This window comes from Georgenia sunbinii (assembly GCF_036421875.1).
GTDB classification, from domain to species: Bacteria; Actinomycetota; Actinomycetes; order Actinomycetales; family Actinomycetaceae; genus Georgenia_B; species Georgenia_B sunbinii.
This window is the reverse complement of the sequence record NZ_JAZGOL010000003.1, coordinates 446961-460869: the sequence shown is the minus strand read 5'-3', so window position 1 is coordinate 460869 and position 13909 is coordinate 446961. Positions and strand designations below refer to the sequence as shown.

Genomic DNA, 13909 nt, shown 5'->3' with positions numbered 1-13909 from the left:
AGGCGGCATTCCCCGCGGCGCGGACGGGCGTTGGTCACACCGCCCGGTCGTGCTCGTCGTCCTCCCGCAGCTCGTCGAGGACGCTGCGCAGCTCGGAGCGGACGAAGTCGCGGGTCGCGACGTCGCCGAGCGCGAGCCGCAGCGCGGCCAGCTCCCGGGCGAGGAACTCGGTGTCGGCGAGGTTGCGCTCGGCACGCTGGCGGTCCTGCGCGGCGGTGACGCGGTCGCGGTCGTCCTGCCGGTTCTGCGCCAGCAGGATGAGCGGCGCGGCGTACGACGCTTGCAGCGAGAGCATGAGGGTGAGCGCGGTGAAGCCCAGCGCCGCGGAGTCGAAGCGCAGGTTCTCCGGTGCCAGCGTGTTCCACAGCAGCCACAGCCCGACGAACGCGCTGAGGTAGATGAGGAACCGGGGGGTGCCGGTGAACCGGGCGATCCCCTCCGACACGCTGCCGACCATCTCGGAGTCCACCCGGGGGCGGCGCCAGCGGCGGGACTGCAGCGGGGTGTCCAGACGCTCAGCCATGGGCGCTCCTCGTCATCGCGGTGTCGGTCTCGTCCTCGTCGGCGTCGCGCCAGTCCTCGGGCAGCAGGTGGTCGAGCACGTCGTCCACGCTGATCGCGCCGAGCAGCCGGTGCTCCTCGTCGACCACCGGCAGGGCGGTGAGGTTGTAGGTCGCCAGCAGCCGGGTGACCTTGCCGATCTCGTCGTGCGGCCCGACGGTCTCGATGTCCTGGTCGAGGATACTGCCGAGCTGTTCGTGCGGTGCCTCGCGCAGTGCGCGCTGGATGTGGACGGCACCGAGGAGCCGGCCGGCCGGGGTCTCCAGCGGCGGTCGGACGACGAAGATCATCGTCGCCAGCGCCGGGGTGACGTCGACGCGGCGGGCGGTGGCCAGCGCCAGCGCGACCGTCGACTCGGGCGGCAGGATGAGCGGCTCGGTGGTCATCAGGCCGCCGGCGGTGTGCTCGTCGTAGCCGATGAGGCGGCGCACGTCCTCGGCCTCGTCGGGCTCCATCAGCTCGAGGAGGGCGGCAGCGGTGGCGGCGGGCAGCTCGTTGACGAGGTCGGCGGCGTCGTCGGGCTGCATGGCGTCCAGCACGGCCGCTGCCCGGCTGGGGACGAGGCCGGAGATGATCGAGACCCGGTCGTCGTCGCTCAGCTCCTCGATGACGTCGGCGAGGTGCTCGTCCGACAGTGCGCCGGCGAGCTCGGTGCGCCGGTCCGGTGGCAGGTCGTGGAGGAAGTCGGCGACGTCGGCGGACTTGAGCCCCTCGATCGAGGCGAGCAGCGCCGTCACCTCCTGGGTGTTCTCGGTGCGCGCGAGGCTGACGACGTCGCCGACGGCGACGATGAGCTGCTCGCCACGACGACGGCGCAGCCCCCGGCCGCGGCCCTCGACGGAGCGCTGCACGAACAGCTCGGTGATGAGCCAGTCCCGGTTGCGCTGCTGCTCGATGGCGGCGTCGTTGATCACCACGGTGCCGCTGCCGTCGGCCATCTCCACCCGGCGGTCGACGAGCTGGCCGAGCACCAGTGTCTCGCCGGTCCGCGGCGAGAACCGGCGGATGTTCAGCAGGCCGGTGGTGATCACGGCGCCCGGACTGATGCTCACCACCCGGCTCAGCGGCAGGAAGACGCGCCGCTTGCCGGGGACCTCGACGACGAGCCCGACGGCGCGGGGTGCGGCAGCGTTGCGGACGAGGACGACGACGTCGTGCACCCGGCCGACCTGGTCGCCGAGCGGGTCGAAGACATGGGTGCCGGCGAGCCGGGCGACGAAGACGCGACTGGGGCCGGGCTTGCTCACGGGGGTCGTCACCTGGCCAGCCTAGGAGCAGCGACGCCTCCCGCGCTCCCGCGGCTGCTCCGGCGACTCGTGGACAAGGCGTGGCGAACACCCCTGACGCAGGAGACAATCGGGACATGTCCTTCATGAGCAAGGGTGGCGTCCCGCAGGCTCCGACGCTTCCCACCGGCGTGCAGATCGCGACCTTCGACACCTATCTCGAGGCACAGCGTGCCGTTGACCACCTGTCCGACAAGGAGTTCAAGGTCCAGCACACGACGATCGTGGGCACCGACCTGCGGATGGTCGAGCGGATCACCGGACGGCTGTCCTACCCGCGGGTGGCGCTGGCCGGCGCGATGTCGGGCGCGTGGTTCGGCCTGTTCGTCGGGCTGCTCTTCGGGCTGCTCTCGGAGGGCAGCATCGCGCTCATGCTGCTGCCCGCGCTCGTCATCGGTGCCGCCTTCGGCATCATGTTCGGGCTGGTCTCCTACGCCTTCACCGGCGGCAAGCGTGACTTCACCTCCTCGAGCCAGGTGGTGGCCGGCCGGTACGCGCTGCTGTGCGACGAGAGCGTGGTGGGCGAGGCCCGTCGACTCCTGGAGGAGGCCGGCTTCCGGACCCGGGTCGGCGCTGAGGCGCCCCCGGCCCAGGGCTGGGCCGGCGCGCCGCAGCAGCCGGCGCCGGGTGCGGCGCCGGGCCCGTACGGCCGGCCCGCGGTGACGCCGCCGGTCGCCGGGGAGGCGGCGCCGCCGTCGGCCGAGCCGGCCGGCGAGACCGCCGAGCAGCCGCGCGCCCCCTTCCAGCCGTGGCAGGACGAGCACGGCAACCCGCGGTACGGCCAACGGCGGCCGCAGCAGGAGCAGGGCCCGACGGACGGTGACGCCCGGTGAGACAGCCTCCCGTCCTGCTCTCGACGTCCTCCTGCTACCCCGGCACCACTGACTCGGCCTTTGCCGACGCCGCCCGCCTCGGGTACGACGGCATGGAGATCATGGTCTGGAAGTGGCCCGAGACCCGCGACGCCCGCGCGCTGCTGGCGATGGCGGAGAAGCACGGCGTGCCGGTGCTGTCGATCCACTCCCCGACGCTGCTGCTCACCCAGCGGGTGTGGGGCTCGGACGCGTGGGGCAAGATCGACCGGACCATCGAGCTGGCGGAGGACGTCGGCGCTGAGGTGATCGTCGTCCACCCGCCGTTCCGGTGGCAGAAGGACTATGCCGCCGGGTTCGTCGAGGGGATCGCCGAGCGGCAGCGCGGCACCTCGGTGCGGGTGAGCGTGGAGAACATGTTCCCGTGGAAGGCCAAGGCCAAGGACGGCTCGCGCACCAAGGAGCGCGACGCCTACCTGCCGCACTGGGACCCCATCCCGCTGCCCTACGAGCACGTGACCTTCGACCTCTCCCACGCCGGCATCGCCGGCGTCGACAGCGTCGCCGCGGTCCGCGAGCTCGGCAGCCGGCTCGCGCACGTCCACCTGACCGACTCCACCGGCTCCAACCGGGACGAGCACCTCACCCCGGGCCGCGGCACCCAGCCCTGCCGCGAGGTGCTGGAGCTGCTGCCCGAGGTCGGGTTCACCGGCTCGGTCGCCGTCGAGGTCACCACCCGCAAGATGAAGCCCGCCGACCGGGAGTCCGCCCTGGCGGACTCCCTCGCCTTCGCCAGAGAGCACCTCCCGGTCTTCAACTGAGGGGTGGGGCGGCGCGCGGCGCCCGCCCGTGGCCCGGCGCCCGCCCCGGTGGTTCGGGGGTTCCGATCATCGATCGGGGCATCCCGCACGCGCCGCTGAGCCAAACCCCCGTACGATCCGGCGACGCCGAGCCCGGGGGCGGGGGAGGCGACGCCGAGCCAGATGGGAGGCAGGGGCCGCTTAGCGACCTGTGAGCTCGGCGATGGCCGCCACGACCTCGGACATCATCTGCGAGCCGCCGTGGCCCTCGTCGACGACGACGAGCCGGCTAGCGCGCCGGGTCGTGGGACAGCAGCTTCGAGACGGCGAGCGTGCCGTCCGGGCGCCGCCCGACGACGTCGGTGAAGGTACCGCCACGGTCGACCCAGAACTGCCAGCTCATGGCGGCGAGCCTAGGGCAGGCCGTTCGGCGGCCTCGGAGTGCGACCACCGAGCGTCGCGCGTAGCGTCGAACCACCCCGGAACGTGACGCCTCGTCAGCCTGATGGGTGCGGCGCGTTCACCGAAGGAGTGGACCATGACCGATATCAGCGGTGAGACCGGCCAGGTGACCGGCACCAAGGACAAGGACTACAACCTCGTCTGGTACCTGGAGGCATGCCTGTCCAACTCGTTGCGCCTCGAGCAGTACATCGCCGACGCCCAGCGCGAGGGCGACGACGAGCTGACCGAGCTGTTCGGCAAGGCGCAGGCCGACAGCAACAAGGGCGCCCAGATCGCCAAGGAGCTGCTGCGCGGGCGGCTGAGCAGATAGGGGGCTGACCGATGGCTGATGATCTTGTCAGCGACGACGTGTGGCAGGACTTCCACACGGTGGTGAACATGAGCTCTCGCGAGCTGCAGGAGTGGCTGGTCACCGACGCGGCCGGGGAGAGCGCCGAGCGGTTCCCTGACCAGGCAGGGTCGGACCGGACCCGCCACGTGCTGGCCATCCTGGCCAAGCGCCGGACCGACCTCACGGCGGACGACGCCGCGCTGATGCGGGAGATCATCGAGCAGGTCGGCGTGCTGCGCGGCGGGCAGGCAGAGCCGGAGGCCGGCGAGACCGCGTGGCGTCACGCCCTCATGTCACTGGGGCACGACCCGTTGAAACCGGTCGACTGAACAACGACGGAGGAGGCCAACCATGGCGACATGTGACGTGTGCGGCAACGAGTACGACAAGACCTTCACCCTCACCCAAGGTGACCGGACCGGGACCTTCGACAGCTTCGAGTGCGCGGTCCACGCGATGGCACCGACCTGTGCGCACTGCGGCTGCCGCATCCTGGGCCACGGCGTGGAGGCCGACGAGCGGATCTTCTGCTGCGCCAGCTGTGCCCGGCAGGCGGGAGAGCACGGCGTGGCCGACCGCGCCTGAGGGCGGCTGTGCCGCCGCCCGCTGCGGCCGCCTCAGCCTTACCGCAGGGCGGCCATCCAGGTCTCGACGTCGTCGGGACGGCGGGGGAGCGCGACGCTCAGGTTCTCCACCGAGCCGTCCTCGCGGACGAGGACATCGTCCTCGATGCGGACCGCGATGCCGCGCAGCTCCTCGGGGACGGCGAGGTCGTCGGCCCGGAAGTACAGTCCGGGCTCGATGGTGAACACCATGCCGGGCTGCAGCTCGGCCTCGAGGTACATCTCGCGGCGGGCCTGCGCGCAGTCGTGCACGTCCAGGCCGAGGTGGTGGCTGGTGCCGTGGACCATCCACCGGCGGTGGAACTGCCCCTCGGGGGCGAGCGACTCCTCTGCGGTGCCCGGCAGCAGGCCCCACTCGGCCAGCCGGTGGGCGAGCACCTCCATCGCCGCCGTGTGCAGGTCGCGGAACCGCGCGCCGGGCTGCTCGGCGCGGGCGAACGCGGCGTCGGCGGCCTCGAGGACCGCCTCGTAGACCTTGCGCTGCGCCGGGCTGAACACGCCGTCGACCGGGATCGTGCGGGTGACGTCGGCGGTGTACAGCGAGTCGACCTCCACCCCGGCGTCGATGAGCACGAGCTGGCCCGGGCGCACCTCGCCGTCGTTGCGGATCCAGTGGAGGGTGTTGGCGTGGTTGCCGGCGGCGGCGATGGTGTCGTAGCCGACGTTGTTGCCGTCCTCGCGGGCCCGGGCGCCGAAGACGCCCTCGATGACTCGCTCGCCGCGGGCGTGGGCGACGGCGCGGGGCAGCGCACGGACGATGTCGGCGAAGCCGTCGGCGGTGGCCGCTACCGCCTGGCGGAGCTGGTCGACCTCGTGCGGGTCCTTGCGCAGCCGTAGCTCGGACAGCGCCTCGACGAGCACCGCGTCGGCCTCCTGGGCGCCGGCCTGCCCGGCGCGCGCGGTCGCCACCAGCGCCTCGACGGCGGCATCGGCCTGGCTCACCACCCGGAGCTGGACGCCGCCGGCGCCCGCGTCCTTGGCGAGCGCGTCGGTGAGGGTGTCGATGTGCGCGGTCCGCAGCCCGGTGAGGGCGGTGACCTCCGCTAGGCTCGGCCGCTCGCCGACCCACAGCTCGCCGTAGCGGGAGTCGGCGTAGAACTCCTCGGTGTCTTTGCCGGCGCGCGGCCGGAAGTACAGCACCGCCTCGTGGCCGGCCTTGGCATCGTCGTCCGGGTGCAGCACGAGGACGGCGTCGGGCTCCTCGTCGGTGCCGAGCCCGGTGAGGTGGGCGAACGCCGAGTGCGGCCGGAACCGGTAGTCGGTGTCGTTCGAGCGGGTGACGAGCGGGCCGGCGGGGATCACCAGCCGCTCCCCGGGGAACAGCCGGCTGAGCCGCTCTCGGCGCTCGGCGGCGTACGGCGCGGCGGCGCTCTGCTCGGGCAGCGTCTGCGGGCGCTCCTGCCAGCTGTCGGCGATGAACGCCCGGAACGCCGGGGAGGAGGGACGCTGCGACCGGTTGGAGCCGCGGTCCTCCAGCGGCTGCTCGGACGTCGGGGTGTCTCGCTCAGTCATGTCCTCATCGTCGCACGCGCCCCGGCGCGGGGCAGGTCCCGGTGGCCACGGCTACCCTGGCGACGTGCCCGCCGTCCTCATCGACCCCCACACGCACTCGAACCTGTCCGACGGCACCCAGTCACCGACCGACCTCGTGGGCGCCGCCCGTGACGCCGGCATCGGCGTCCTCGGGCTGACCGACCACGACACCTGGGACGGCTGGGACGAGGCCGCGGCGGCCGCGACGAGCACCGGGGTGGCGCTGCTGCGTGGCGCCGAGCTGTCGACGTCGGTCGGCGGCATCTCGGTTCACTTGCTGTCCTACCTGCACGACCCTCACGACGCCGCGCTGCTCGCCGCCGCCGAACGGTCGCGCCGGTCGCGGCTGGACCGGGCACGGGTGATGGTCGAACGGATCGGCGCCGACTACGGCCTCACCTGGGAGGAGGTCGTCGCGCATGTGGAGCCGGGCGCCACCGTCGGCCGCCCGCACATCGCCGACGCGCTCGCCGCCCGCGGCGACGTCCCCGACCGTTCCGCCGCCTTCGACACCATCCTCGCCGGCCGCGGCCCGTACTACGTCCCCTACGACGCGCCCGACGCCGTGGCTGCCGTCGCGATGGTGCGTGCCGCCGGCGGGGTGCCGGTGATGGCGCACCCGCGGGCCGGCGCGCGAGGGCGGATCGTCACCGACGGCGTCATCGAGGAGATGGCCGCCGCCGGCCTCGCCGGCCTGGAGGTCGAGCACCGCGACCACGACGACGACGCCCGCCGCCACCTGCGCGAGCTCGCCGCGTCGCTGAGCCTGTTCGTCACCGGCTCCAGCGACTACCACGGCGCGGGCAAGCCGAACCGGCTGGGCGAGAACGTCACCGCACCGCAGGTGCTCGAGCAGATCGCGGCCGAGGGACGCACCCCGATGGTCACGCCGTGAGCGACGTGCTCGACGTCCCGCTGCTCGCGACCACGTTCTTCACGCTGTTCGTCATCATGGACCCGCCGGGGACGGTACCGGTCTTCCTCGCGCTGACCTCGACGAGCACCGCGAAGGAGCGCAAACGGGCCGCGCTGCAGGCCACCGCGGTGGCCTTCGGGGTCATCGCGGTGTTCACCGTGTTCGGCCAGTACATCCTCGACTTCCTCGGGATCTCGGTGCCCGCGCTGCAGCTCGCCGGTGGTCTGCTGCTGCTCCTCGTGGCGATGGAGCTGCTCACCGGCAAGGCCGAGGAGCCGCGTCCGGCCGGCGCCGGCAAGGTCAACGTCGCCCTCGTCCCGCTGGGAACCCCGCTGCTCGCCGGGCCGGGCGCGATCGTCGCCGCCATGCTCGCGGTGCAGGAGGCTGACGGGTCCCCGGGCTGGCTCGCCATCGCGCTGGCGATCATCGGGGTCCACGTGACGTTGTGGCTCGCGATGCGGTTCTCGCTCGTCGTCCACCGCGTCCTCGGCGACGGCGGCACCACGCTCGTCACCCGGCTCGCCGGGCTGCTGCTCGCCGCCATCGCGGTCCAGCTGATGGCGGACGCGGTGTTCGCGTTCGTCGCCGCGAACACCTGACGCAGCCCGGCGTCCTAGGGCGACACCGGCAGCGGGAGGACGACGACTGGGCTGTCGTACGTCGAGGTCCGCACGGCCACCTCGAGCTCCCAGTCCCCGGCGAGCGGGATGGACAGCACCGCCTCGTACGTTCCCGGACCGGTGGCCGTGACCTCCGGGAGCAGCGGACCCAGCCCCGCCTCGGGCAGGCTCAGCCGCAGCTCGGGGTCGGCCAGCGGCTCCAGCGGGGCGCCGTCGGCATCGGTGAGGACCAGCTCGACGGTGCTGTCGCCGACGACCGCCGGCTGGACGTGCGCCTCGATCATCCCGTCGCCGAGCGGCTCGTGGTGGGAGACCGGTTCGGTGGGGGCGGCCACCACCTCGTCGGCCTCCGTCGGGCTCTGCGAGACGAGGATGCCGGTGACCGCCAGCACCGCGACGACGACGAGCGCCTCCGCGGTGACGCTCCGGCGCAACCGGGACCGCGCCGTCGCCTCCTCGTCCGCCTGCTCGACCTGCGGCACGAGCCGGAACCGGTTCCAGCCGGCGATCGCGACGATGACCGCGACGAGACCGACCTTGGCGATGAGCGTGAAGCCGTACCCGGTGGAGATCAGCGTGCTGAGCCCGGGCATGATCCGCCAGGCGAGCAGGGTGCCGCTGACGGCGAGCACGACGACGACCCACGCCGCGACGGTGGAGAACCGGGTGACCGTCCGGGCCGCGCTGGGCGCCGGCACCGACGTGGCACGCAGCGTGATGAGCAGGCCGAGCAGGCCGCCGAACCACACGCTGCCGGCGATCACGTGCAGGACGTCGCTGCCGACCACGAGCCAGCCCGGGCCGAAGCTGCGGGTGTGGCCGGTGAGCGCGAGGGAGACGAGCGCGAGCACGGCGGCGCCGCACGCCAGCCAGGCCAGCGGGGTCGACCGTGCGGCTCGCCGCGCCAGGTCCACCGCCAGCGCGAGCCCGACGAGGCCGAGCGCGGTGGCCAGGCCGGTGGGTGTGGTCAGGGTGTCGCCGATGAGCCCCAGGTCGACGAGGCCGGCAGGACCGGCGCCCGTCCGCCACGCGCCCTCGACGAGCACTGTCGCCAGCAGGCCGACGGCCGCGACGATGCCGAGCACCGCGGCGAGCTGCGTCAGGCGGCCCCTGACCGCGGCCGCGCCACTGTCGAGGAGCAGCACCGTGAAGAGCACCAGCCCGGTGGCCCCGAGGAGCCCGACGTAGACGAGTACCTGGCTCACCCGGTGGAGGCCCTCGACGACGGCGGAGCCTTCGTCGGGGAGCTCGACGTGCGACTCGCTCGGCTGACCGACGGAGAAGGTGAAGGCACCCGAGATGGGGTGCCCGTCGGCGGAGGTGACCCGCCAGTCGACGATGTAGCTGCCGTGCGCCAGGTCGGCCGGCGCCTCGAGCTCGACGTCCTCGCCGATCGCCGTGGCGCCGCTGGGCAGCGCCTCGCCGGACGCGTCGAGCAGCCGGACCCCGTCGGGGGAGACCTGCACCGGCTCGTTGAACATCAGGGTGATGACGGCGGGCGGTGCCGGGAGCACGTCGCCGTCCGCGGGATCCGTGCCGATGAGCATCGCGTGGCCGGTGGCCGGGGCCGCTGACAGGAACGTCAGCAGGACCCCGGCCATCGCGGCGACGAGCACCAGCGCGGTCCGGCGCAGTCGCTGGACCGTCATGGGCAGGTCAGGCCTTGCGCGCGCGGGCGAAGGCGAGACCGCCGAGGACGAGACCGCCGGCGCCGAGCGCTAGGGCGACCCACGGCACGACCGCGGGCACGCCGGCGCCGTCGTCGGACGCCGATGCGGCCGGGTCGGTGCCGGTCTCGGCCGCCTCCTCGGTCACTGCCTCCTCGGTCATTGCCTCCTCGGTCGGCTCCGCCGTCGCTTCCTCGGTGGCGGGCTCGGCGTCGGCCGCGTCGCCGTCGGCCGCGGTGAGGGTGATGGCGGGGGCCGGCATCTCCAGCGCCCCCGCGTCCTGGCCCTCGGCCGGAACCTGGACCCAGGCGGCCTCGCCCTCCTCGCAGGTCTGCACGACGGGGAAGGAGAGCACGGTGCCCGGGGTCTCGGGCAGCCGTACGGACAGCTCGAAGGTGTCGCGCTGGCCGTCCGGCAGCGGGGCGTCGGTGGTGTACACGACCTCGGCGACCCGCTCGGTGCGCTGGCCGCCGTGGCCGTCGTCCTCCGGCGGGTCGAGTGTCTCCATCACCTTCTCCAGCTGCCACCCATGGTTGACCGTCGGGGTGACGCTGCTGAACTCCTCGGGGACCTGGATGGCGACCGCGGTGGTCGCCGACGTGCCGCAGCCGTGCGGCACGCTGAAGGTGAGGATGGTGGAAGCGCCGGCCTCGGTGGTGGTGGCGCTGACCGACACGTGCGCGGCGGCGCCGGTGGCACCGACGGCGATGAGGCCGGCGGTGGCGACGGCGATGACGGATGCTCGGATGGAACGCTTCATTGGGTTGCCTCTCTGGAACGACACTGGGCTGCGCCGCATGGCCGTGGCGGAACCAGGGCACGCGCGCAGGAGGCCGCGGCGGGTGCCGCGACCTGATCAGCTGACGATCGGAGAGGGTGGCGCGCGCTCGAGGGCCCAGCTGCGTACCCAGACGGCCGTCGGGGGCCGTCGCAGCTGCGGGACCGGTGGCCGGGCCTGGGTAGTCGGCAGCCGGCGGGGGGCCCGCACCAGCCGGCGCAGTGCCTGCCACACCGAGGCGCTGCGCAGCGCGGCGCGGCCCTGGGCGAACAGCAGGGCGGTGAGCAGCGTCGCCGCCGCGTGCACCGCGACCATCGTCGCCATCGCGCCGCTGGTCGGGCCGTGCCCCCCGGTGTGGCCGGGGCCGTGCGAGTCGAAGGCGACGTGCAGCGTGACCTGGACCAGGCCGAGGACGAGCATGAGGCTCGGCAGCTCGACCCGCCGCCGGGTGAGCAGCCCGGTGACCGCCGCGGTCAGGGCGGTGAGGGCCACCAACGACGGCAGCTCAGGAGCGCTGCCGCCGGCCGCGAGGTGGAGCAGCAGCGAGAGTGCGACGACCGCGCCGGCGGTCAGTACCGCCCGGCACGCGTGTCCCCCCTCGCACCAGCGCATGACAGCCGACCTTAGCGCCTACGAGTGACGGAAGCCACTATGGAAGCTCGCAGAAGGAGTGGGGCGCGGGAACGACACAACCCCCGGCCGGATGAACCGGTCGGGGGTTGTGTCGTGGTTGTCAGCCCTCGGCGGTGGGCGCTGCGCCGGTCGAGCCGCTGCGGGTGCGACGGCGACGACGGCGCGGCTGACCGTCGCCGGTCGGCGCGGTCGTGGCCTCGCTGCGACGCGGCTCGCCGCCGCCGGAGCGGCCGCCACGGCCACCCACGCCACGGCCACCCTCGCTACGGCCACCGGACGCCCGGCCGCCCCGGCCTCGGTCGCCCGAGCCGCCGCCGTTGCCTCGGTGCCCGCCGCGGCCGGCGCTCTTGCCGGTCTCGCCGAGGTCCTCGAGGTTCTCGGCGTCCAGCCCGGCGCGGGTGCGGGCGCTGCGGGGCAGCCGCCCGGTGAGGCCGGTCGGGATGTTGAGGTCGGCGTAGAGGTGCGGGGACGTGTGGTACGTCTCGACCGGGTCGCTCTGGCCCAGGCCGAGGGTCTTGTTGATGAGCCCCCAGCGCGGCATGTCGTCCCAGTCGACGAAGGTGACCGCGGTGCCGGTGTTGCCGGCGCGGCCGGTGCGACCGATGCGGTGCAGGTAGGTCTTCTCGTCCTCGGGGCACTGGTAGTTGACGACGTGCGTGACGTCGTCGACGTCGATCCCGCGGGCGGCGACGTCGGTGGCGACGAGGACGTCGACCTTGCCGGAGCGGAACGCGCGCAGCGCCTGCTCGCGCGCGCCCTGGCCGAGGTCGCCGTGGATCGCGGCCGAGGCGAAGCCGCGCTCGGCGAGGTCCTCGGCGACGCGCGCCGCGGTGCGCTTGGTGCGGGTGAAGACGATGGTCAGCCCGCGGCCCTCGGCCTGCAGGATGCGCGAGAGCATCTCGACCTTGTTGAGGGCGTGCGCCCGGTAGGCCACCTGGCGGGTGGCCTTGACGGTGGCGCCGTCGCCGTTGGGGTCCTGCGCCCGGATGTGGGTGGGCTGCGTCATGTAGCGCCGGGCGAGGGCCACGACGGCGCCGGGCATCGTCGCGGAGAACAGCATGCTGTGGCGGGTCGCCGGGGTGGCGGCGAGGAGGGTCTCGACGTCGGGCAAGAAGCCGAGGTCGAGCATCTCGTCGGCCTCGTCGAGGACGACGGTCTTGACCCGGGACAGGTTGAGCAGCCCCTGCTTGAGCAGGTCGATCATCCGGCCGGGGGTGCCGACGACGACCTCCGCGCCGCGGGCGAGCGCCTCGACCTGCGGCTCGTACGCGCGTCCGCCGTAGACCTGCACGACCCGCACCGAGCGGCGACGGGAGGCGGCGACGAGGTCACCGGCGACCTGGACGGCGAGCTCGCGGGTGGGAACCACGACGAGGCCCTGCGGCTTTCCGGCGTCGGGCAGGCTGTCCCAGCCGTCCTCGCCGGGGGCGACGACACGCTGCAGCAGCGGGATGCCGAAGCCGAGCGTCTTGCCGGTGCCGGTCTTGGCCTGGCCGATGATGTCGTGCCCGCTGAGCGCCACCGGCAGGGTGAGCGCCTGGATCGGGAACGGGTGGGTGATGCCCACGTCGCGCAGCGCGCCGACGATGGCCTCGGCGACGCCGAAGTCCGCGAAGGTCCGCTCCGGGGCGAGCGCCTCGTTGGAGGTGTCGGTGATGTCGGTGTCGATGGTGGCGATACCGGCGTCGTTGAGCGCAGCGGTGTCGGCGGCGGTGGAGATGTCGAGCGCGTGGTCGTCGCTGGGTGCGAGCACGCCCGAGGAAGTGTCGGTCATGAGAGATACCTATCCGGTTGTCGCGGGGCGACGACATGATGTCGTCGGCGGCTCCGCGTGGTCGTGGCAGCCGATCGTGAACTGACGGGCCGCGCGTGACGACCAGGATTCGGTGTGTGCAAGACGACCGGGCAACCGTGTACGCGGGTCAGTGTAGCGCGGACCGGCACCGGTCCGCTGTGAGGTGTGACTCGCGCCTATCCTGGGACGATGCCCACCACCGTCGCCGTCCTCGGCTTCGTCGCCGCCGACCGGCTCACCGCCTTCAGCTGGTTGGCCGAGGACGCCGCCCACGCCCCCGACGTCGTCACCCGGGAGTCGTTGTCGCGGTTGGCGGCCGGCCAGCTGGCCGGCGACGTCTCCGCGCTCCTGGCCGAGCTCGGCGCCGACCCGGCGACGGCGACCGTGCCGCACCTGCGTCTGCTCGAGGAGATGGGCGCCCGGACCACGCCGTCGGACTGGTGGGAGCGGCTCATGCGGTCGGTGGTCGTCGGCGGGATGGTCCGTGACCTCGAGACCGTGCTCCTCGACCAGGTGGCTGCGGTGCACCGCGCGCGGGCGGCGACGGTGCCGGACCCGGTCGAGCCGATGGCTGACCTGCTGGCCCCGGCGATCGGCGGCGACGAGCGCCTCCGTGCCCGGCTGGCGCTGTGGGGACGGCGGGTCGCCGGCGAGGCGCTCGGCCTCGTCCACCCGGCGATGTCGTCGCTGGGCGAGGACGGCGCCGGGCTCGTGGCGCCGGCGCTGAGCGCGATGTCGGGCGGTCATGCCCGGCGGATGGACCGCCTGCGGCTGACTGCCTGAGGGTCAGGCGACGTCGAAGCCGACGCGGCGCTGCTCCTCGGTACCCAGCCGGACGTAGGCGATCGCCGCTGCCGGCACCATGACCTGCCCGCCGCGGGAGTCGGGCAGCACGAGGATCTCGCCCTTGCCGATCGCGTCCTTGACGGCGCTGGTGATCGCCTTGGTGTCCGAGGCCGTCTCGATGGTGAGCTCGCGGGCGACGTCGTGCATGCCGATGGTGATCTCCACCTGAGTGTGCTCCTTGCTGTGGGACGGCCGCGGACGGCCGACGGGATGGAGTTGCCATCGTAGGTGGGTGGCGGCGCG

The 13909-nt window shown here is 73.4% G+C and carries 16 protein-coding genes and 1 pseudogene; 8 read left to right on the top strand and 9 right to left on the bottom strand.

Translation table 11 applies throughout. From position 1 onward, the window contains the following. Positions 1–34 precede the first annotated feature (34 nt). Positions 35–523: a DUF1003 domain-containing protein gene (locus tag V2J52_RS09985; protein WP_331227535.1), complete on the bottom strand. Its 489-nt coding sequence runs from the start codon at positions 521–523 to the stop codon at positions 35–37. Further along, on the bottom strand, positions 516–1820 hold the full coding sequence (locus tag V2J52_RS09980; protein ID WP_331227534.1) for a magnesium transporter MgtE N-terminal domain-containing protein: 1305 nt from the start codon (positions 1818–1820) through the stop codon (positions 516–518). The genes V2J52_RS09985 and V2J52_RS09980 overlap by 8 nt, the downstream gene beginning before the upstream one ends. Before the next feature lie 104 nt (positions 1821–1924). Here V2J52_RS09980 and V2J52_RS09975 point away from each other — a divergent pair, with 104 nt between their 5' ends. Next, the gene (locus tag V2J52_RS09975) at positions 1925–2680 is read left to right on the top strand and encodes a YflT domain-containing protein (protein WP_331227533.1); all 756 of its coding nucleotides are present in this window, start codon (positions 1925–1927) and stop codon (positions 2678–2680) included. Beyond that, on the top strand, positions 2677–3480 hold the full coding sequence (locus tag V2J52_RS09970) for a sugar phosphate isomerase/epimerase family protein (protein ID WP_331227532.1): 804 nt from the start codon (positions 2677–2679) through the stop codon (positions 3478–3480). The genes V2J52_RS09975 and V2J52_RS09970 overlap by 4 nt, the downstream gene beginning before the upstream one ends. Positions 3481–3751: 271 nt before the next feature. On the opposite strand, the pseudogene V2J52_RS09965 reads toward V2J52_RS09970, so the two are convergent. Next, positions 3752–3862 (bottom strand): annotated as a pseudogene (locus V2J52_RS09965) (hydantoinase/oxoprolinase N-terminal domain-containing protein); the annotation flags it as partial. Between the two features lie 135 nt (positions 3863–3997). Here V2J52_RS09965 and V2J52_RS09960 point away from each other — a divergent pair. From V2J52_RS09960 to V2J52_RS09950, 3 genes are read left to right on the top strand one after another with little or no spacing between them, the layout of a single operon-like run. Continuing rightward, complete coding sequence (locus V2J52_RS09960; RefSeq protein ID WP_331227530.1) at positions 3998–4234, top strand: hypothetical protein; 237 nt, start codon at positions 3998–4000, stop codon at positions 4232–4234. Positions 4235–4245: 11 nt separating this feature from the next. Continuing rightward, positions 4246–4584 carry a DUF3140 domain-containing protein gene (locus V2J52_RS09955; RefSeq protein WP_331227529.1) on the top strand — a complete coding sequence of 113 codons (339 nt, stop codon included), beginning with the start codon at positions 4246–4248 and terminating at the stop codon, positions 4582–4584. Between the two features lie 22 nt (positions 4585–4606). Next, positions 4607–4840, top strand: a complete 234-nt coding sequence (locus tag V2J52_RS09950) for a hypothetical protein (RefSeq protein ID WP_331227528.1) — start codon at positions 4607–4609, stop codon at positions 4838–4840. A 38-nt stretch (positions 4841–4878) separates the two neighbouring features. Here V2J52_RS09950 and V2J52_RS09945 read toward each other — a convergent pair whose 3' ends face one another. After that, a complete protein-coding gene (locus tag V2J52_RS09945) occupies positions 4879–6390 on the bottom strand; it encodes an aminopeptidase P family protein (RefSeq protein ID WP_331227527.1) in 1512 nt (503 codons plus the stop codon). Between the two features lie 64 nt (positions 6391–6454). Here V2J52_RS09945 and V2J52_RS09940 point away from each other — a divergent pair, with 64 nt between their 5' ends. Both V2J52_RS09940 and V2J52_RS09935 read left to right on the top strand, forming a co-directional pair. Then, positions 6455–7306 carry a PHP domain-containing protein gene (locus V2J52_RS09940; RefSeq protein WP_331227526.1) on the top strand — a complete coding sequence of 284 codons (852 nt, stop codon included), beginning with the start codon at positions 6455–6457 and terminating at the stop codon, positions 7304–7306. After that, positions 7303–7926: a MarC family protein gene (locus V2J52_RS09935; protein WP_331227525.1), complete on the top strand. Its 624-nt coding sequence runs from the start codon at positions 7303–7305 to the stop codon at positions 7924–7926. The genes V2J52_RS09940 and V2J52_RS09935 overlap by 4 nt, the downstream gene beginning before the upstream one ends. A 14-nt stretch (positions 7927–7940) precedes the next feature. On the opposite strand, the gene V2J52_RS09930 is transcribed toward V2J52_RS09935, so the two are convergent. The 4 genes from V2J52_RS09930 to V2J52_RS09915 all read right to left on the bottom strand — a co-directional run bounded on the left by V2J52_RS09930 (position 7941) and on the right by V2J52_RS09915 (position 12799). Next, a complete protein-coding gene (locus V2J52_RS09930; protein ID WP_331227524.1) occupies positions 7941–9596 on the bottom strand; it encodes a copper resistance protein CopC in 1656 nt (551 codons plus the stop codon). A 7-nt stretch (positions 9597–9603) separates the two neighbouring features. Beyond that, positions 9604–10374 (bottom strand): YcnI family copper-binding membrane protein, encoded by a 771-nt coding sequence (locus tag V2J52_RS09925; protein ID WP_331227523.1) that lies wholly within the window; start codon positions 10372–10374, stop codon positions 9604–9606. Between the two features lie 96 nt (positions 10375–10470). Continuing rightward, a complete protein-coding gene (locus V2J52_RS09920; protein WP_331227522.1) occupies positions 10471–11004 on the bottom strand; it encodes a hypothetical protein in 534 nt (177 codons plus the stop codon). 121 nt (positions 11005–11125) lie between these two features. Beyond that, positions 11126–12799, bottom strand: coding sequence for a DEAD/DEAH box helicase (locus tag V2J52_RS09915; RefSeq protein ID WP_331227521.1), 1674 nt, complete (start codon positions 12797–12799; stop codon positions 11126–11128). Between the two features lie 210 nt (positions 12800–13009). Between V2J52_RS09915 and V2J52_RS09910 the strand changes: the two genes are divergently transcribed. Next, the gene (locus V2J52_RS09910; protein ID WP_331227520.1) at positions 13010–13603 is read left to right on the top strand and encodes a ferritin-like fold-containing protein; all 594 of its coding nucleotides are present in this window, start codon (positions 13010–13012) and stop codon (positions 13601–13603) included. A gap of 3 nt (positions 13604–13606) precedes the next feature. Here V2J52_RS09910 and V2J52_RS09905 read toward each other — a convergent pair whose 3' ends face one another. Further along, entirely contained in the window at positions 13607–13831 is a 225-nt protein-coding gene (locus V2J52_RS09905) for a DUF3107 domain-containing protein (RefSeq protein WP_331227519.1), read from the bottom strand. Positions 13832–13909 lie beyond the last annotated feature (78 nt).

Coding starts and splice junctions, on each gene's coding strand:
- V2J52_RS09985 (WP_331227535.1), bottom strand. CDS start 523: ATGGCTGAGCGTCTGGACACCCCGCTGCAGTCCCGCCGCTGGCGCCGC.
- V2J52_RS09975 (WP_331227533.1), top strand. CDS start 1,925: ATGTCCTTCATGAGCAAGGGTGGCGTCCCGCAGGCTCCGACGCTTCCC.
- V2J52_RS09960 (WP_331227530.1), top strand. CDS start 3,998: ATGACCGATATCAGCGGTGAGACCGGCCAGGTGACCGGCACCAAGGAC.
- V2J52_RS09955 (WP_331227529.1), top strand. CDS start 4,246: ATGGCTGATGATCTTGTCAGCGACGACGTGTGGCAGGACTTCCACACG.
- V2J52_RS09950 (WP_331227528.1), top strand. CDS start 4,607: ATGGCGACATGTGACGTGTGCGGCAACGAGTACGACAAGACCTTCACC.
- V2J52_RS09945 (WP_331227527.1), bottom strand. CDS start 6,390: ATGACTGAGCGAGACACCCCGACGTCCGAGCAGCCGCTGGAGGACCGC.
- V2J52_RS09930 (WP_331227524.1), bottom strand. CDS start 9,596: ATGACGGTCCAGCGACTGCGCCGGACCGCGCTGGTGCTCGTCGCCGCG.
- V2J52_RS09925 (WP_331227523.1), bottom strand. CDS start 10,374: ATGAAGCGTTCCATCCGAGCATCCGTCATCGCCGTCGCCACCGCCGGC.
- V2J52_RS09920 (WP_331227522.1), bottom strand. CDS start 11,004: ATGCGCTGGTGCGAGGGGGGACACGCGTGCCGGGCGGTACTGACCGCC.
- V2J52_RS09915 (WP_331227521.1), bottom strand. CDS start 12,799: ATGACCGACACTTCCTCGGGCGTGCTCGCACCCAGCGACGACCACGCG.
- V2J52_RS09910 (WP_331227520.1), top strand. CDS start 13,010: ATGCCCACCACCGTCGCCGTCCTCGGCTTCGTCGCCGCCGACCGGCTC.